20 protein-coding genes are annotated in these 18,610 nt (G+C 45.4%); 18 read left to right on the top strand and 2 right to left on the bottom strand.

Going from position 1 to position 18,610, the window contains the following annotated elements:
• The first annotated feature begins 4 nt into the window (after positions 1–4).
• The gene (locus U9J37_RS05265) at positions 5–478 is read left to right on the top strand and encodes a DUF2947 domain-containing protein (protein WP_043886882.1); all 474 of its coding nucleotides are present in this window, start codon (positions 5–7) and stop codon (positions 476–478) included.
• Between the two features lie 144 nt (positions 479–622).
• Here the strand turns inward: U9J37_RS05265 and U9J37_RS05260 are convergent, their stop codons facing one another.
• A complete protein-coding gene (locus tag U9J37_RS05260) occupies positions 623–868 on the bottom strand; it encodes a BLUF domain-containing protein (RefSeq protein ID WP_232280820.1) in 246 nt (81 codons plus the stop codon).
• Positions 869–1,030: 162 nt separating this feature from the next.
• Between U9J37_RS05260 and U9J37_RS05255 the strand changes: the two genes are divergently transcribed.
• From U9J37_RS05255 to U9J37_RS05210, 10 genes are all read left to right on the top strand, one after another.
• Positions 1,031–2,002, top strand: a complete 972-nt coding sequence (locus U9J37_RS05255) for a GGDEF domain-containing protein (RefSeq protein WP_043886881.1) — start codon at positions 1,031–1,033, stop codon at positions 2,000–2,002.
• Between the two features lie 174 nt (positions 2,003–2,176).
• On the top strand, positions 2,177–2,359 hold the full coding sequence (locus U9J37_RS05250) for a hypothetical protein (protein WP_072016669.1): 183 nt from the start codon (positions 2,177–2,179) through the stop codon (positions 2,357–2,359).
• A 156-nt stretch (positions 2,360–2,515) separates the two neighbouring features.
• Entirely contained in the window at positions 2,516–3,154 is a 639-nt protein-coding gene (locus U9J37_RS05245) for a GTP cyclohydrolase II (RefSeq protein ID WP_005471942.1), read from the top strand.
• A 167-nt stretch (positions 3,155–3,321) separates the two neighbouring features.
• Complete coding sequence (locus U9J37_RS05240; RefSeq protein WP_005471950.1) at positions 3,322–4,584, top strand: imelysin family protein; 1,263 nt, start codon at positions 3,322–3,324, stop codon at positions 4,582–4,584.
• 127 nt (positions 4,585–4,711) lie between these two features.
• Positions 4,712–6,097 (top strand): di-heme oxidoreductase family protein, encoded by a 1,386-nt coding sequence (locus tag U9J37_RS05235; protein WP_005471954.1) that lies wholly within the window; start codon positions 4,712–4,714, stop codon positions 6,095–6,097.
• A 9-nt stretch (positions 6,098–6,106) separates the two neighbouring features.
• The gene (locus U9J37_RS05230; protein ID WP_005471918.1) at positions 6,107–7,138 is read left to right on the top strand and encodes an imelysin family protein; all 1,032 of its coding nucleotides are present in this window, start codon (positions 6,107–6,109) and stop codon (positions 7,136–7,138) included.
• Positions 7,128–8,207, top strand: coding sequence for a DUF1513 domain-containing protein (locus U9J37_RS05225; RefSeq protein ID WP_005472098.1), 1,080 nt, complete (start codon positions 7,128–7,130; stop codon positions 8,205–8,207). The genes U9J37_RS05230 and U9J37_RS05225 overlap by 11 nt, the downstream gene beginning before the upstream one ends.
• A gap of 137 nt (positions 8,208–8,344) precedes the next feature.
• The gene (locus U9J37_RS05220; RefSeq protein WP_005472116.1) at positions 8,345–9,898 is read left to right on the top strand and encodes a L,D-transpeptidase family protein; all 1,554 of its coding nucleotides are present in this window, start codon (positions 8,345–8,347) and stop codon (positions 9,896–9,898) included.
• A 185-nt stretch (positions 9,899–10,083) separates the two neighbouring features.
• Positions 10,084–10,626 carry a peptidoglycan L,D-endopeptidase MepK gene (locus tag U9J37_RS05215; RefSeq protein ID WP_005471928.1) on the top strand — a complete coding sequence of 181 codons (543 nt, stop codon included), beginning with the start codon at positions 10,084–10,086 and terminating at the stop codon, positions 10,624–10,626.
• An 89-nt stretch (positions 10,627–10,715) separates the two neighbouring features.
• Entirely contained in the window at positions 10,716–11,372 is a 657-nt protein-coding gene (locus tag U9J37_RS05210; RefSeq protein WP_005472085.1) for an MBL fold metallo-hydrolase, read from the top strand.
• Positions 11,373–11,436: 64 nt separating this feature from the next.
• Here the strand turns inward: U9J37_RS05210 and U9J37_RS05205 are convergent, their stop codons facing one another.
• Positions 11,437–12,102 carry a DUF2982 domain-containing protein gene (locus U9J37_RS05205; protein WP_005472068.1) on the bottom strand — a complete coding sequence of 222 codons (666 nt, stop codon included), beginning with the start codon at positions 12,100–12,102 and terminating at the stop codon, positions 11,437–11,439.
• Between the two features lie 218 nt (positions 12,103–12,320).
• On the opposite strand from U9J37_RS05205, the gene U9J37_RS05200 reads away from it, so the two are divergent.
• The 7 genes from U9J37_RS05200 (at position 12,321) to U9J37_RS05170 (ending at position 18,605) form a co-directional block, all read left to right on the top strand.
• Complete coding sequence (locus U9J37_RS05200; RefSeq protein ID WP_038134371.1) at positions 12,321–12,692, top strand: hypothetical protein; 372 nt, start codon at positions 12,321–12,323, stop codon at positions 12,690–12,692.
• Between the two features lie 386 nt (positions 12,693–13,078).
• The gene (locus U9J37_RS05195; RefSeq protein WP_038191892.1) at positions 13,079–14,167 is read left to right on the top strand and encodes a TRAP transporter substrate-binding protein; all 1,089 of its coding nucleotides are present in this window, start codon (positions 13,079–13,081) and stop codon (positions 14,165–14,167) included.
• 126 nt (positions 14,168–14,293) lie between these two features.
• Positions 14,294–14,842 carry a TRAP transporter small permease subunit gene (locus U9J37_RS05190; protein WP_005472145.1) on the top strand — a complete coding sequence of 183 codons (549 nt, stop codon included), beginning with the start codon at positions 14,294–14,296 and terminating at the stop codon, positions 14,840–14,842.
• A gap of 2 nt (positions 14,843–14,844) precedes the next feature.
• The gene (locus tag U9J37_RS05185; protein ID WP_005472108.1) at positions 14,845–16,128 is read left to right on the top strand and encodes a TRAP transporter large permease; all 1,284 of its coding nucleotides are present in this window, start codon (positions 14,845–14,847) and stop codon (positions 16,126–16,128) included.
• Between the two features lie 88 nt (positions 16,129–16,216).
• Entirely contained in the window at positions 16,217–17,578 is a 1,362-nt protein-coding gene (locus tag U9J37_RS05180) for a cache domain-containing protein (protein ID WP_005472162.1), read from the top strand.
• The gene (locus tag U9J37_RS05175) at positions 17,571–18,209 is read left to right on the top strand and encodes a response regulator (protein WP_005472015.1); all 639 of its coding nucleotides are present in this window, start codon (positions 17,571–17,573) and stop codon (positions 18,207–18,209) included. The genes U9J37_RS05180 and U9J37_RS05175 overlap by 8 nt, the downstream gene beginning before the upstream one ends.
• A 51-nt stretch (positions 18,210–18,260) precedes the next feature.
• A complete protein-coding gene (locus U9J37_RS05170) occupies positions 18,261–18,605 on the top strand; it encodes a DOPA 4,5-dioxygenase family protein (RefSeq protein ID WP_005471898.1) in 345 nt (114 codons plus the stop codon).
• Positions 18,606–18,610 lie beyond the last annotated feature (5 nt).

Here is an 18,610-nt window from a genome sequence, read left to right as displayed (position 1 = left end):
ATAAATGTCGTATCTCACTTTGGATCAATACCAAAGAAAATGGATTTTCACTCACCAATCAATGCCTGTGCCAGAGGAAGATCTCGCGGCGATTAAACCGATGGATCAAGCCCGCGCGTCACAGCTGTGGAAAGAAAACATCAGTGCTCAAAGCCCCGACGCTGATCGCCTCAGCTCCAGTGATTGGCCTATGCGAGAATCCAACTGGAAAGAGACCGTAGACTGGATGGCGGCGTGGGAGTCTGATGACGACGCGATGCCAGAAGAAGTCCTTGCGTTTTTGGATTGGCAAGATGATGTCACGGTGTACTTTTGTTATGAAAAATACAACGTGATTGAAACCAAATGGTCTACATTCAAAAAGCATTGGAAGAACTTTTTATTTTACGATGATGGTCCGATTCTAATTGGCCGCAGACGCGGTGAAGCGTTGTGGTTTGACTCAAAAGGTAATGTCAAACTGGGTCATCGAAAATGATAAAAGCAGGCTTAGCCTGCTTTTACGCAATATTGACGACTTTTCTTAGGTGAACAAGAAGCTTGTGGGCGCTTTCACCTGACATGTTGTACGGGTCAAAATGCTTACTTGACGAGTACCGCAGATTAACTGGGCTTGTCAATTCTATGTTCGGTACATATAACCCATACTCCACTCTCCAAACTCCCTCTCAGCAACTTCTGTATACTCAAGTAGTATGACTTTCTTGTGTCGCCTGTCGTTCAAAATATGTTGGTAAATCGCGTTTACTTGAGAGCGTGAGCCTTCGAGGCACTGTAAAAAATAGTCTTGGCTGAACAGTAGTAAACCAGTCACACCAACAGAAGCATTGTTTTTTTTTGGATATGCTGAGTAGCTCTTCAATATCATTTTGCGTCAAGTTGTCGCAGACGGTGCTCGCATAAATCAGTCGCACTAGAAACATGCCGTCTCCTCAGTTATTGGGCTTGTCCAATAAAGTATATGCCATAAATTACATATAAGGGTTTTCGCCCTATACTGAAGTTATCAGTAATCGATTAGAGCAGACGAATGGATGATAGGATACTGAGCTCCGTTGTAGAAATTACCGAGCAGAGAAACTCAATCTCATTAGGACACTGTCTCTTGGCGACACTTACTGAGATGATGCCAGTCCAAAGTGCTTGTTTGACGCATTTCATTGCCAATACAAGGGTGATTATTGCCAAAGTGACCAAAAGTGAAACAGAACATCATTACGATTGGGTATATGAACCGAATCTGGATAAAAACTCATATCATGACCATGCTAGGTCAACGCCTACCACCGAAACAATAAGTAAATCGCATTCTCGAATTAGTTATCCCATCCCCATTTCTGATGACAGCTCCGCTGAACTGGTTGTAGATATCGATGGTGATGCCTCTAACTATCAACTTCTTATTGATGGTTTTGCAAAAATCTACAAAAACTATTTGGTGGTATTGCATGAGAGTGAGCGTGATAAGTTAACCGGGTTACTCAATCGTCGTACACTTGAAGAGAGGTTGTCGCAAAGCTTCGATCTGGTCTCTCCTCGTGAAGGGGGAGAGCATATGTGGGTGGCAATTATTGATTTAGACCATTTCAAGTCTATCAACGACCAATTTGGTCACATGATCGGTGATGAGATTTTGCTGATGTTTTCACAGCAGATGCAGAACTACTTTTGCGACAACGAGCAGTTGTTTCGGTTTGGTGGTGAAGAATTTGTCGTTTTACTTCCTCAGCAAGACCAATCCCATGCATACGACAAGCTGGAGGGATTCAGAAAGCACATCGAAAAATACCGTTTTCCTCAAGTTCAGCAGATCACTCTAAGTTGCGGATTGTGTGCAATCTCGCGCCATGAGTATCTACCGACTATTTTAGGCCACGCCGATAAAGCGTTGTACTTAGCAAAAACAGAAGGACGAAACCAGATCCGTAGCTATGATGAACTAGCAAAAGATAACAGACAAAATCAAGATATTGATCCATTTAGTGATGTGGAGCTGTTCTAAGATCCAAAAAGATCATCTAAGCGAATGAATTGTAAAGCGTATACCCATAAATAAATTGTGATTTTAAGCCCAAATTAGGTCCTCTCTTTTGCGCAAACTATGTAATTTGTTATCATTTTTTAGACAAGTGGAATTTAGAGTGACAATTTAGTCAGTTATAGATTAAGTGCAGGGATGATTGTGGATACAAATAAAGCGCAATTAAAAAAAGATTTTTATGCTCAGATAAGCCATCTGCAGGCATATTGTCAGCCGCAGACTAAGCCCACTTTATCGCTACTGACTGAAGAAGAGTTACGCGAGTTAGAATCGCTTTGGATTGAGCACTTCATGTGGAAAACAAAGCAAAATCATTGACCCAGCCCCTGAGCCTATTTGAACAAACCCCAAACGTTGCATGTTGGGGTTTTTTATTGCCTTGAAGTTAAATTGTTATATTATAACAAAAGTGAACTAATCGTTGATTTATCCAGTATCAGTCCCCATAGTTAGAACAAATAAGAGATTTCTAGAATGATAGAAATAGAAGCAAGTGAGATTCGAGTGAGTAGGGATATGGCGGAAGTAAGAGCCAGAGTCGACTTCAAAGTCGGTGCCAAGAGTAATATTGATGCAGAACTGTTATCGTTTTCTGGACTGAAAACAGATAAAGAGCACGTTGCAGTCATTTTTAAACATGCAGACCAGACTCAAGAGGCACCGATGGTTCGTATGCACTCAGAGTGTTTAACTGGCGATGTCTTCCATTCTTCACGCTGTGATTGTGGAGAACAACTCGACGAGACGATAAACCGTATGGGTGAGTCTGGCGGGATCATCTTGTACTTAAGGCAAGAAGGTCGTGGCATCGGTTTATACAATAAAATCGATGCGTATAAATTGCAAAGTCAGGGCATGAACACCTACGAAGCTAACAATCACCTAGGCTTTGGTGATGACCTGCGTGACTTCACTGAAGCGGCGCAGATGTTAAAAGCTCTGAACGTTAACAAAATTCGCTTGGTGACCAATAACCCGAAGAAGGTTCGTGAACTTCAAGAATACGGCATTGAAATCGAGCAAGTTGTCAATACTTCAGCCCACGTTAAAGACGGCAACGAAGGGTACCTGAAAGCAAAAGTCTCTCATGGAAAGCATCATCTAAAGCTGTAAGCCCTGATTTCATCTATGTTGATAAAAGCCTCACTTCTGTGAGGCTTTTTTGTATGCCTCTTGCAATAAAATTGTAAATTTGTATGATTGCGTCCTGATAGTGTAAATGATAATAATTAGCACTAATAAATAATAACGATTATTAAGCTCAACAAGGATGCTTTTCAATGAATGTTAAATCTCTATTGGCGCAATCAGTCGCTGCTTCTTTGGTATTGGCGAGCAGCTCGGTTTTTGCTGCGAAAGTGACTAAAGAACAGGTTGTTGAACATTACGCAGACATCGCACATGCGGTTTTTGAAGATTCACTGACGACCGCCAAAAAGCTAGATAAGTCTATCGAATCTTTCCTAGCAACACCTTCAGCTGCAAAGCTAGAAGAAGTAAAACAAGCTTGGCTAGACTCTCGCGTTCCTTATCAACAATCTGAGGTGTTCCGTTTTGGCAACGCAGTTGTGGATGATTGGGAAGGGCAGCTGAATGCATGGCCGCTTGACGAAGGTCTTATCGATTATGTATCGACTGATTACCAGCACGAGCTAGGTAACGAAGGTGCAAATGCAAACATTGTCGCGAATAAGCAGCTGAAAATTGGCGCTACAACAATGGACGTTTCTCAGCTGACGCCAAAAGCGATTGCAGATTTGAATGAAATCGGCGGCTCTGAGGCAAACGTCGCTTCAGGCTACCACGCGATTGAATTCTTGCTATGGGGCCAAGACCTAAATGGTACTAATGCGGGAGCTGGTCAGCGTCCTTACACAGATTTCGTGGTGGGTGAAGGTTGTACGAACGGCAACTGTGAGCGTCGTGGCGAGTACCTAAAAGCGACAGCTCAACTGCTAATCCAAGATCTAGAATGGATGGAAAAACAGTGGTCAGCGGATGAGAAGGGTAACTACCGCGCAGAATTACTCTCTGACTCTTCAGAAAATGGCCTACGTAAAATGCTATTTGGTATGGGTTCACTATCTCTTGGTGAACTCGCCGGCGAGCGCATGAAAGTGGCATTAGAAGCGAACTCAACGGAAGACGAGCACGATTGTTTCTCTGACAATACGCATAACTCTCACTACTACAACGAGCAGGGTATTTACAACGTTTACACGGGTTTGTACAAGCGTCAGGACGGTACATTGCTCTCGGGACCAAGCATTAATGATCTCGTTGCTCAAAAAGACCAGCAAGCAGCAAAAGAGATCCAGAAGCAGTTTGATGTTACCCGTTCACAAGTCGGTCAATTGGTGACATCTGCAGAAAATAACGGTGAGTTCTTCGATCAACTTATCGCATCTGGAAACGTGAAAGGCAACGCGTTGGTGAACGAGACAATTATGTCGCTGGTTGCTCAAACGGCTTCAATTGAGCGTGCGGCAAAAATTGTTGGAATTAACAGCCTAAACCCAGATACGGCTGATCACGAATTTTAATTCGATTTCTGATCATGCAAGGGCTCCTTTGAGCCCTTTTTGTTGTTTTTATAACCTTACATTTAATGAGAATATTTCTTGTTTACATATTTAAAATGCTAAGGTTTTGCTATGAGCGCTAGGTATCATGTTTTACAAACTCTCCTTTCTTTCTGCATTACTCATTACTAGCACTGCGGTATCTGCCTACGAGGTTGCGTCTGGTGGCGGCACGTCAGTAAAAAAAGACGGCGCGAATGCCTATTCCTTGCCCGCGGGTAACTTGCCGATGTCCAAACGTTTGGATTTTAGCGTTGGTAATAGCTTCTTTCGAAATCCATGGGTTCAGGCTCCTGCGTCAACCGATGCGCGTGACGGTTTAGGTCCGCTATTTAATACCAATGGCTGTCAAAACTGTCATATCAAAGATGGTCGAGGGCACCCACCGGAAAAGGGTGATTTGCATGCAGTCTCTATGCTAGTGAGGCTAAGTATCCCTGCAATGACGCCAGAGCAGAAAGCCGCATTTATTAAAGATGGTGTTATCCCAGAACCCACTTACGGTGGTCAGCTACAAGATTTTGCGCTTCAAGACCAAACACCTGAAGGACAGATCAAAATCACCTACAGTGATCATCCTGTCACGTTCAAAGATGGCACCGTGGTTACGTTGAGAAAACCTAAGCTCGAAATTACTGAGCTTGGTTATGGAGCGATGCACCCAGACACGCAGTTTTCTGCTCGAGTAGCGCCACCCATGATTGGATTAGGTTTACTTGAGAGTATTCCCGATGAAACCTTGCAACAATGGGCTGACGAGCAAGACCGAGATGGTGACGGGATCTCCGGTAAAACCAACAAAGTGTGGGATGTGCAAGCGAATGATTTTGCGATTGGCCGATTTGGCTGGAAAGCGGGTCAGCCAAATTTAATGCAGCAAAATGCCGCTGCATTTAACGGCGATGTCGGTCTAACAAGCCATCTGTTTCCGAAAGAGAACTGCACCGCCAGTCAGACACTGTGTGACGAGTTGCCAAATGGCGGTAACCCGGAAGTCAGTGAAAAAATTCTCAACTTTGTCGAATTCTATTCACAACATTTAGCGGTGCCAATCCGTCGCAACTTAGATGATCCTTTGGTTCAAAAAGGCCAGGCGCTGTTCGCGAAAGCGGGCTGTGAGAGTTGCCATAAGACGAATGTGAAAACTGGCGAGCGTGAAGGGCTGCCTGCGCTTTCAAATCAGATAATCCACCCTTATACCGACATGTTGCTTCATGACATGGGAGAGGGGCTCGCGGATAACAGACCTGAGTATCTAGCCAATGGGCGCGAATGGCGCACGGCGCCGCTTTGGGGTATCGGTTACACTGAAGAAGTCAACGGACACACCTATTTCCTACACGATGGACGAGCGCGAAACCTAATGGAAGCGGTGCTTTGGCATGGCGGAGAAGCGGAAAACGCGAAGCAAACGGTGCTTACTTTTAGTCAAACTGAGCGTGATGCGTTAATCGCATTTCTCAACTCACTGTAAGGGTTCAACATGAATAGGTTTCAGATAACGGCAGCATCCATTGCATTGATGGGGCTCGTTGGTTGTCAGTCTCAGTCAGACAAAATCACCGAGCCTGAGCAGACGAATCATGCCAGTCAAGGCGTCTATCAAGTCGAGTATTATGCCGCTCAGAAATTTGCCCAGCAGAGTGATTTGTTGAGTCGTCAGTTTGAACAGTATTGTGCAGAATCAGTGTCGCTCGATGCTACTCGACAGCAGTGGCGCAGCACGATGGAAAGCTGGATGGCGCTGCAAGGTCAAGAGCGTGGCCCAGAGGCGGCACTTGCACAAAGCTGGAATGTCCAATTTTGGCCAGACAAAAAAAATACCACAGGGCGGAAGATGTCGAGCCTAATTGGACAGGACAAAGCGTGGTCCGCATCCGAGATAGCGCAGCAAAGCGTGACGGTTCAAGGTCTAGGCTCACTGGAATGGCTGCTCTATGATGAGAGCTCATCGCTCGCGCCTCAAAGTCGTGTCTGTCAAACGGCAATCGCGATTAGCCAGAACTTAAATAACAACGCCAATGCGATTTACGCTGCATGGCAAACGAATCCTTGGAAGCGCTTAGATGACAAAGCATGGACATCTGAGTACATCGCTTTGCTGTCTAACCAGCTCGAATACAGCATGAAGAAAATGAGTCGACCATTGGCTAAATTTGGCCAACCTCGACCTTACTTTGCTGAATCTTGGCGCTCTCAAACATCGATGATGCAATTGAAAGCGAATGTCATCGCACTGCGAGAACTCTATCTAGCAAATGGACAAGGGTTGGATGCATCGCTTCGCCAAAGAGGATATTCGGATCTGGCAAACCGTATCTTGAGGCAGTTCGATATGACGATTGAGACATGGCCTGTTGACGTCAGTTTGTTTGATTTGCTCCAATCGAAAGACGGGTATCGCGTGGCTTACTCGAACTACAACAAGTTAGAGCAGTTAAAATATTTGATTCACGAAGAAGTGGCGATTGAACTGGGTGTAGTAATAGGATTTAACGCAACTGATGGTGACTGATAAGACAAGGCGCTCATTGCTCAAAGCGGCACTTTTTGGCGCTGCCGCCCCGATACTGCCATTAGGTTGTACCTCGACACCTTCACGCCGAGAACCTGCTTTGATAGGCTGCGCGATTAAGGGACGAGGAAAGTACAGTGCGGTTGTCGCCGATGAATTTGGCTCGCCACTGTTTCACATTCCGTTGCCAGAGCGCGGTCATGGCGTGGCAACTAATAAGCGATTTCGCCATGGGGTGGCATTTGCACGTCGCCCGGGCACGTTTTTTGTTGTCTTTGACTATCAAACTGGCGAGGTCGTTAACGTTCGTTCTGCCCATGTAAAACGTCACTTTTATGGCCATGGCGTCTACTCGAATGATGGTCAATGGCTATATGCCACCGAAGGTGAGCGTGATACCAGTAAAGGAATTATTGGCGTTTATGACGTGGTCGCGGGTTACGAGAAAGTCGCGGAGTTCACCAATTTTGGTCTAGGCCCGCATGAAGTGATCATGATGCCCAATGACACCTTGGCTATTGGTGTCGGCGGTGTCCATACTGACGGTCGAACGCCGCTTAACTTGTCGACAATGACGCCAAGTTTGAGTTATTTGGATCGCAACGGCGAGTTAATTGAACAGCAGACCCTTTCCGATCGTCACTTAAGTATTCGCCACTTAGCCCATGACGGAAGCGAGACTGTGTTGTGTGGTCAACAATATCGAGGTGAGCCAGACGAATACCCTGCGTTGCTAGCGATACATAAAAAGGGAGAATCGCTGACCTCTCTTGAGGCAGAGCCTGAGCAGTGGGCTAGGTTCAATCACTACATCGCAAGCATCGCGGCGACCGAAGATTGGATCTTGGCCACATCGCCTCGAGGTAACTGTTATGGGATATGGTCGAAACAAAGTCGGCAGCTGGTGGAGTTGGCCCCATTGCCAGATGCTTCCGGTGTCGTCGCGCATGATGGGCATTTTCGAGTCAGCTCCGGAGCGGGCAGTGTGATCACTCAGTCTTCTCCGAGTGATAAAAGCACATTTCAGTCTGGAGTGCAGTGGGATAACCATTGGTCAGCAATCGCCTAGGTGCGCTGCGTTAGAACAGTAAATTATTAATAAAAGTTTGAATTACCAAGACCTTTATTAAATTCTTAAAAACAAGTCACACTATCTTCAATCTTCTCTGCCATACTTTCTTTTATCAGCGTAAAAAGGGATGTGTTATGAGGGTTTGGAAAACTTGGTTGTTGATGGTGTGGTTGTTTCCGTTACAGGTTTTTGCCTCAGATTATTTCCATCAATTAGGGTGGACAAGTGCTGATAGCAAACTGAATGAGTTGCTACAGTATCCGTCTGTGGTCGAACAAATCTACCAAGAAAACGGCGAACAGCTTATTTGGTTTGATCTTCAGCAGGGCAGCAGTCTCGAGTTCCAGTTGGAGGTGATACAACACGCAGGGTTTAGCCCGCTGTTTTCCCGACAATTAAGCTATTTGCAGTTTTATCGTAAGAGCAATCGCTGGTTTGAATATGATCTCTTGGCGACTGATACCTTACTCCTATATCTCAACTATGCGGAAAAAGCCAAAACCAATGGTGGAGAATGGTTTTTTGAGCGCAAGTTGACTGAATCGCTGCAGCCGATCCCGACAGGTGCTGTGGTCGCAGTCCGACGAGCCGTTGCCAATCAGCAGTTGTCTGCGCTGATTGAGTCCTATACGCCAGACAGCCCAGACTACCTTCGCTTGATTGATACCTACCTACATATTTCCAAACACGACAAACGCAATATTCCTTTGCTTGAGCAAGGCGGTTTGATCAAAGTCGGCGACAAGCTACTTGATAGAGAGCTGCTTTTAGAGCGCCTAAGCGTCGTTGATGTCGATTTGGCAAACGTTAGGCGTGATGTTACTTATTACGACATGAGTCTAGTCCCAGCGATTAAGCAGTTTCAGAAGTTGCATGGACTAAAAGAAGACGGTGTCATCGGTCCTGAAACAGCTAAGTGGCTCAATGTGTCGATGAAAGATCGATTAACAACATTGGCGTTGAATGCCGAACGGATTCGCTATTGGCCGAGCGATAAAGACACCATAATTGTCGTTAATGTGCCCAGTTATGAAATGACCTACTGGCATGGGGGAAAAAACGTATTTGAATCGAAAGTGGTGGTGGGTCGCCAAGCAAGACCGACCCCTCTGATGATCACCAACCTTGATACATTGATCCTCAATCCGACTTGGAATGTACCGTGGAAAATTATGGTTGAGGACATCATTCCTAAAATGAAAGAGGATCCTGAATACCTCACCAGACAACACATTGAGATTTTGCCCAAGTGGGGTTCGAAAGAACGTATTGATCCGCAGCAAATAGATTGGGACGCGATGAACCCTAAGTCGTTTCCTTATCGGATGACCCAACTCTCTGGCAACCAAAATGCACTAGGACTTTATAAGTTCAACACCCCGAACAAACGTGCTATTTACCTGCATGATACTCCGAGCAAAGGGCTTTTTAACGAGCCTCAGCGAGCGTTTAGTTCTGGGTGTATTCGAGTCGAACACGCGGATGTTTTTGCTTCTCGCCTACTTGAACATCAAGGGCTGACGAAAAGTAAACTCTCAGCGGAGGCGGATCGCTCGAACAAGAAAATCCCTCTTCGTAAACGTATCCCCGTACACATCATCTATCAAACCGCTTGGTTTGAAGAAGGCAAAACCCACTACAGAGAAGATATTTATCAGCTAGATACCTTTGGTTACACAAAAGGGTGAGATTGACCTAAAAATGACAATTCACTCATCGAACTATTTTTTGTATTTCGTTCAAAGGTTAAGCAATAAAAGCTGCGATTTTGCATATTGTGAGCACGATTTATGCATTTGCACTTCATATAAGAGTTAGGTAGTGTCATTTCGCGACACGTTTCCAATAAACCGTTATATGAAGGCATTTTGTTGTGGATTTTTCACGAAGAGATTTTATTAAATTAGCAGGGAGTGGCTTAGTCGTTGCGAGTTGTGCGCCAAGTTTGGCTTTCGCTTCACTCCCCGATGAACCGAGAGCATTAGCACTTAAAGCGCTTAATACCGGTGAAGAACTAGAAGCGTGCTACTTTGATGGTCAGAAATATGTCAAAAACGAACTTTCTCGCATTGACCATTTGTGCCGCGATTTCCGCCGTAATGAAGTTCACACCATGGATAAATACCTATTTGACCAAATCTCTCTCATTCAGTCAGAGTTGGGGGTTGAGTCTGAAGTGATTGTCATTTCTGGGTATCGCTCTCCTGCGACGAATGAAGCGCTTCGAAGCAATTCTGGTGGTGTCGCGAAGAAAAGCTATCACATGCTTGGTCAAGCCATCGATTTCCGTCTTGATGGTGTCAATCTAAAACAAGTGAGAGATGCTGCAATCAGCTTAAAAGCGGGTGGCGTTGGCTATTACCCTCGCAGTAACTTTATTCATATTGACACCGGTCCAGTACGCTATTGGTCGTAGCACGCTAAGGCAATAAGGTTGCGACTATTGTCAAATAACCAGTCAGATGTCATAGTTCAGCCAGTTTAGCTATAGATAAAGGTTCGTTTATGTCTTTGAAGTACCAAGTTGTTCCCGTTACCTCGTTTTCTCAAAATTGTTCTATCGTTTGGTGCGATGAAACAATGGAAGGGGTAGTGGTGGATCCCGGCGGTGATGTAAAACAACTTGCAATGCTTATCAAAGAGCTCGGTGTGAAGGTTGTCAAACTCGTACTGACTCATGGCCACTTAGACCACGTAGGGGGCACTGAACCGCTTGCGGCAGAGCTTGGCGGAATTGAGATCGTTGGCCCTCATAAAGATGACAACTTTTGGCTTCAAGGTCTAGAAAACCAAAGCCAGATGTTTGGTTTTCCGCTTACCGAAGCGTTTGAACCTCATCAATGGTTGGAAGAGGGTGACAAAGTCGTGTTCGGGAATCAGGTTATGGACGTGATTCATACACCAGGGCACACGCCAGGTCATGTGGTGCTGTTTAGTAACGAAGCCAAACTTGCCTTTGTCGGGGATGTACTGTTTAACGGTTCTATTGGCCGTACTGATTTTCCCAAAGGCGACTTCAATACATTGATTAGCTCTATCAAGACTAAGCTCTGGCCTTTAGGAAACGAGGTGCGCTTCGTCCCTGGTCATGGTCCAGAATCCACTTTTGGCCGCGAGCGAGCATCAAACCCGTTTGTGGCCGATGAGATGCCGTTGTACTAAATGGCCGTATAGATATTGCAAAAAGACCGCTTAGTGCGGTCTTTTTAGTTTTCTATGCAGGATCTCAATCTGCTTCTGCGGCGGCAAGGTAGCGCCGCGTCAAACCAACGAACTCTTCTATGGGTCGATCGAGATCTTGTGCCGAGATAAAAATATCGTAATCAAAATAACGTCTTTGATAAGCCATTCGGTTAGCGAGCATGGCTTGCAACCCTTTAAACTCTTCACCACGGCTGTTTTTGTAGGGCGTTGAATCAAGCACAATGTCCTCAAATCGGGTGCCTTGATTGTGTTGCCGTGCGCCAAGGTAAAGCAGTGCCCGTTGGCTCAACAGTATTTCTGTCGCAATCCGAGGACAAATGCTCTCTAGGTAGGGCGAGTAGTCTTTGAGCTTGATGCCAATCCAGGGGAGGGGTTGTTGCCACCCTTCTTGATCGCAATGACAAATACCGATTTTACTTATGTTCGTCCATTTTACGACCCAACCACCTTTGAACAGGTGTTGCTGAAAATGAGTGGCAGTTAAGGTGTAGCCGACGGTTGCTTTTTGAATCATCAGGTAGGCAAAGCCAATCACTGAGCAAACCGCCACTAGGGTTAAAAGGGCTTGTTGTAATCCCGGCGCATACATAACCAGAAACAAGACGCCGATCGTGAGCAACCATCCGACTATCTTGGCAAATGGTGAGCGAAAATCTAGCGGTTGATTGGATAAGTGCAGTGTTTCCATAGCGGCCACTCGTGACGTTTAAACCTCTGTTTATATATTCAGTAGTTAGGAAAAAGATCATAAACCCTATTGATTAAATTGTAGTCTGATAACCGGATATCACGCATTTTTGGTCTATAAAGCTGACCATACGCTGTAAATGACTGCAAAATTTTGGTATAAATCGCGCTTCAAATTTTCACCACTGCTCCGTATGCAGTGAAATGGAGAAATACTCGATGAGACTTGCTCATAAGCGCAAAGTGCAGATGAAACTGCAAAAGCGTATTAAAGCGACAGTTGCAAATGTAGCAGCAACAAAGAAAGCGAAGCCTGTAGTTGAGAAGAAAGTAGCTGCAGCGCCAGCAGCGGAGAAAGTTGTTGTAGCTAAAGCAACTGACGTTGCATTAACGCCAAAACAACAACAAGTTCTGGATATCGTTGTGGCAAATGCTGAAGGCATTAACCCTAAAGGTATCGGCCTAGAAGCAGGCCAGGAAGATGCGAAAGCAGCATCTTGGGCGACAGGTGCTCTTAAAAAACTACTAGAAGAGAATCTAGTGGTCAAAGAGCAGCTAGCGGGCAACAAGGTTATCTACAAAGCTGTTTAGTAACCGCTCTGCTTACCTAGTGATATTCATTAGGCATAATGCTTTAGAAGCCTCGACGTGTTCGAGGCTTTCTGTTTTATAAACTCAAGCGCATAAAAACGACCCGCTTGTCACACTTATTACATTTTTCCTACATTTCTAGTCAAAATTTGTTTCTACGTATATCTCGCTTGTTTTTTCCTGTCTCTTGTTTCTAACTTATTAATTCTCATAGTGCTGGATAATTTGTAGTACGTATTACTACGTACGCCATAAGTATTACGCTGTTTGTAATTGTTAATAACAGTGCGTGTTCTCGCTGATTTCATCTTTTCATGTCTTGTACGACTCTTTAACCGGAACAGAAACTACCTATGAAGGTATGTCGGCTAACAAAGGACGTGAACATGAGTCTTATCAAACAATCTTTAAAACGAGTACTAAAAGGTACAGCAGTGGCTGCGGCGCTAATGATGGCGGCGACATCGGTTAGTGCTGCAGAAAAAGTGTATCGCTTGAAACTGGCGGAAACGTGGGGACCAAATTTCCCGATTTTTGGTGACGCGACCAAAAACATGGCAAAGATGGCTGAGGAAATGTCGAACGGTCGTTTGCAAATTCGCATCGACTCTGCAAACAAGCACAAAGCGCCATTGGGTGTTTTCGATATGGTGAAATCCGGCCAGTATGATCTTGGCCACTCTGCGTCTTACTACTGGAAAGGCAAAGTACCTAACACTCTTTATTTCACTTCAATGCCTTTCGGTATGCTGCCAACAGAACAGTACGCTTGGTTCTACTACGGTGGCGGTATGGAGTTGATGGAAAAGGTTTACGCTCCTCATAACCTGCTTTCTTTCCCTGGTGGTAACACGGATACCCAGATGGGCGGCTGGTTCCAAAAAGAGATCAATTCGGTTGAAGACCTACAAGGTTTGAAAATGCGTATTCCAGGTTTTGCCGGTGAAATCCTTGCTGAGCTTGGCGCTAAACCGACGAACATTGCCCCTGGTGAGCTATACACTTCTTTAGAGCGTCGTACCATCGATGCGCTTGAGTGGGTTGGTCCATCACTCGATTTGCGTATGGGTTTCCACAAAATTGCACCTTACTACTACACAGGTTGGCATGAGCCAGGGACGGAACTTCAGTTCTTAGTCAACAAACGTGTGTGGGAACGTCTACCAGATGATCTAAAAGCGATCCTTCAAGTGGCAATGAAAACCGCTGCTTACGATATGTACACTCAATCTAAGCATGAAAGTGGCAAAAACTGGGCGTCTATCCAATCTGAGTACCCGAATGTTCAGGTTAAAGACTTCCCAGAAGAGGTCATGACGGCGCTGCGTGAAGCAAATGATCGTCTATTGAAGGCACACGCTGAGAAAGATGCAATGGCGAAAGAAATCCAACAATCGCAAGCAGACTACATCAACCAAGTTCGTCCGTGGTCTAACATTTCGCACCGTGCTTACCTAAATAGCCAAGCTCAATAACAAAAACATATAAATAAAAATGCTGACAGGGTGACACTGTCACCTTGTTGGCGAAGCCCAAGAAATCTAATCAAACTAAACGCCACCTTTAAGTGGCGTTTCATTCAAAATTCCATGGAGTAGGGAATGAGAAGCCTAATTTATATTGAGCGAGCGTTTAATCGCTTTGGTGACTTCCTTGGATGGTTATCAAGCATTTTGTTTATCTTGTTGCTTGCCAATGTCGTCTATGACGTTGTAATGCGTTACGTGTTTAACGATGTCTCTATTGCATTCCAAGAGATGGAATGGCACCTGTTTTCTGCCGTATTTTTATTAGGTGTTCCCTACGCGATCAAAGCTGGGGGCCATGTACGAGTCGACCTTTTCTATGAGCGCTTATCGAATAAAGCGCAGGCCATTATCGATGTGTTAGGCACACTTTTTTTTCTTTTCCCATTTTGCCTACTGGTTGCCTATTACGGTATCGACTTTGCGAAGGAGAGTTACGCGCTAGGAGAGACTTCGGGTGACCCTGGTGGCTTACCTTATCGCTGGATCATTAAAGCGATGATCCCTTTATCATTCTTCTTTATGGCAGTCAGTGGCGTAGGCTTGTTGCTGCATTCAATCAATAAGATTGTGAATCCTCACCTTCTTTACCAAGCAAGTCAGAACCAAAAGTCGGAGAGCTAATCATGGTCGGTATTGTAATGTTTTTCGTTGCCTTGTTCGCTCTGCTACTTGGCTTCCCTGTTGCGTTTACCTTTGGTGGTATCGCGTTAATCTTTGGTGTTTGGGCAGAAGGTTGGGAGATGTTTGCCTTCATGCCGTATCGAATTCAGTCGATCATGGAAAACACCGTCCTGATGGCTGTGCCACTGTTTGTTTTCATGGGGCTGGTGCTGCAAAAAACTCGCCTTGCGGAACAGTTACTTGAGTCAATGGGCAAGTTGTTTGGCGGTGTACGTGGGGGGATTGCGATCTCAACCGTATTAGTTGGTGCACTGCTCGCGGCATCAACGGGTGTGGTAGGGGCTTCGGTCGTTGCGATGGGGCTTATCTCATTGCCTGTGATGCTCAAGTACAACTACGATAAAGGTCTTGCCTGCGGTACGATTTGTGCCTCAGGAACGTTGGGACAGATCATCCCGCCTTCTATCGTTTTGATTCTGCTGGGTGATGTATTGGGCGTGCCTGTTGGTGATCTTTTCCAAGCGGCGGTTTGGCCGGGCCTTGTCTTAGTGGGGGCTTATGTCATCTATATCCTTATCTACGCGAAGCTAAACCCAGAGGCTGCGCAACCTATCCCTAGCGATGGCACGATGGATCGCAAGCAAGAGGTAATCACGGCATTGAAAGCGGTTATCCCGCCACTCGCACTGATTGTTGTGGTTCTCGGTTCTATCTTCGCAGGTGTTGCAACGCCAACAGAATCGGCAGCGCTAGGTGGTGCCGGTGCGATTATTCTTGCACTTCTATACGGTCAGTTTAGTTGGTCGATGGTCTATGAGGCAGCCAAAGAAACCGTCAAAGTAACGGCAATGGTGTTCGCGATTCTACTCGGTGCAACGGCTTTCTCTATGGCGTTCACCTATACGGGCGGTGACTACTTAGTCGAAGAGTGGATGTTGAATATCCCAGGTGAGAAATGGGGCTTCCTCATCATCACGATGCTTGTCATTTTGGTGCTTGGTTTCTTTATCGACTTCGTGGAAATCTGTTTCATCATTGTTCCTATTTTGGCGCCTGTTGCCGAGATCCTAGGCATCAATATGACGTGGTTTGCAATTCTTATCGCTATGAACCTTCAGACCTCATTCCTAACGCCTCCATTTGGTTTTAGCTTGTTCTATCTAAAAGGGGTAGCACCGAAAGGCGTCACAACACAAGACATCTACCGAGGGGTAATGCCATTTATCGCAATTCAGATACTGGTTCTCGCTAGTTTGTTGGTTTTCCCCGAGTTTTACGGAATGTGACCGCATAGTTACAGATAATTAACAATCATTGCTATAGTTAAGCCGCTTACTGGCCGTAAGCGGCTTTCGTTGTATTAAGGGGAATGGAATGCCTCTACAAGCTAAACTCATTTTGCTCAGCCTTGTCCCGTTATTACTCGTAACGGCGATCACCAGTTGGATCTCTATTTACCAAGCTCAAACCCTTGGCAAAAAGGAAGTCGAGTTATTTCGTGCTGGTTTGATCAAATCTAAAGAGACCGCACTTAAAGACAGTGTGGATCTCGCGTTTGACGCCATTTCTCATATTTATAATGACCCGAATCTACCGGAAGAGGTTGCGAAACAAGAAGTAAAACAGATCATCGACAAGCTGCGTTATGGCACAGAAGGGGATGGATATTTCTTCGCTTATGACGAGACGGGCGTTAATCTTGTTCATCCCATCATTCCTGAATTAGTGGGTCAGAACCTGATTGATATTCAGGATGAAAATGGTGACTTTCTGATTGCAGCCTTGTTACACCAAGCTCGAAACGGGGGAGGCTATCACGAATATCTTTGGCAAAAACCCTCCTCTGGGGAAAGTGTTCCGAAGCTAAGCTATGCCGCTTGGCTAGATAAATGGAATTGGATGATCGGAACGGGTCTCTACATTGAAGACATTTCTAAAGAAGTGGCTCGGCTTCAATCTGAAATCAACAAGAACATCGAAACCACCTTTTTTACAGTGATTGTCATCATGATTGTCACGGTTGCCGTTATCGTCGTGATTACGTTGGCGGTTAATCTACACGAGCACAAGCTAGCAGATCGAAGCTTAAAAGAGTTGGCGCACAAAACCGTGATGTTTCAAGAAGATGAGAAAAAGCATCTTGCCAGAGAGTTGCATGATGGCATCAATCAACTTTTGGTGTCGAGTAAATGCCATCTCGAACTGCTCAGCAATAAAATTGAACAGCCCGAGTTGCAGCAGCATCTCGTCAAGTCTCAGCATTCCTTGATGACAGCAATCAATGAAGTTCGTCATATCTCACACCAACTTCGCCCCAGTGCTTTGGATGACATTGGCTTACAGGCTGCCATGAACAGTCTGCTGCAAGACTTCAAAGCGCATTCCGGTGTCGAGGTGGAGTCGTCACTGACGACCGAGTCAGGCAAGTTAAAGTCCGAAGTGGCAACGACGCTTTATCGGGTGGCGCAAGAATCCTTGACCAACATCGGAAAACACGCCAATGCCAACAAAGTCAGCGTGATTTTGCAGCAAATGGGCAATATGCTACAGCTTATTATTAGAGATGATGGTGTAGGGTTTGACGTTTCTACAGCCATGCGTAAACGAGGGATTGGCTTACGTAACATGCGTGAGCGCGTCGAGTTTATCGGCGGAGATTTTGAAATTGAAAGTGAGCCGGGCTTTGGAACCGAGATCACTGTGCTCTTAGAACTGGATGGATTGGTGTATGGGTGATGTAATCAAAGTTGTTATCGCAGACGACCACCAGGTGGTACTCGATGGATTTATGGCTCGTTTACAAATGGAGCCTGAAATCGAGGTTATCGGGACAGCAAGTAATGGGTTAGAGGCGGTAGAAAGGGTGAAACAGTTGAAGCCCGATGTGGTTTTGATGGATGTCAGTATGCCAATCATGAATGGCATCGAGGCGACAAATATGATCCGCGAAGAAAACCCGCAAGCGAAAATTTTGATGTTAACCATGCATGACAACCGCGAATACATAATGAAGGTAATGCAAGTGGGCGCCGTCGGTTACATGCTTAAGGAAATCAGTGCGGATAAGATGGTTCAGGCCATCAAAACGGTTAATCAAGGTTCAACGTACTTTTGTGAGTCCGTGACTCAAACGCTGTTTTCTCAAGACGTTGTTCCCGCTAGCCAAAAGCCAAATCCACTGAGCCGACGAGAAGAGGCGGTACTCAAGCTTGTCGCACAGGGCCATAGCAGCAAAAAGGTCGCTGCAATGCTCAACATCAGCTATCGAACCGTTGAGACTCATCGACAGAACATCAAACACAAGCTCGACTTACACAGTACGGCAGAGCTCGCCAAATATGCGGTTGAACGTGGATTGGTAGACTAGTGATATCGGGTTAGTTAGTATGCGTTTGACCGAACAAATCAAGTATGCACAATGAGTTACCCTAAGAATCTTCACCAACATTATCATGCCCACGTTTATTTTGATGAGCACACAAGTGATATCGCCTATTCGCTTCGTGATTATGCTCGCGAGGAGTTAGAGCTTTCTGTTGGGCGCTTTAACCGTGGTCTTGTTGGTCCGCATCTAAGCTGGAGTTTTTCCATCGATTTTGACTCAAAGCAGTTTGACAAGGTTATTGACTGGCTTGATAAAAATCGTCAGGAGATGTCTGTGTTGGTGCACGCCGTGACCGACAACGAATACCAAGACCATACGGATTTCGCCTACTGGTTAGGTGAGCCTCTTCCTCTTAAGTTGTCAATTTTTGATGCTTAATCAAC

The sequence above is a fragment of the Vibrio sp. 16 genome (assembly GCF_963681195.1).
In the GTDB taxonomy this organism is placed as follows: Bacteria; Pseudomonadota; Gammaproteobacteria; order Enterobacterales; family Vibrionaceae; genus Vibrio; species Vibrio sinaloensis_D.
This window is presented reverse-complemented; position numbering and strand designations above follow the sequence as displayed.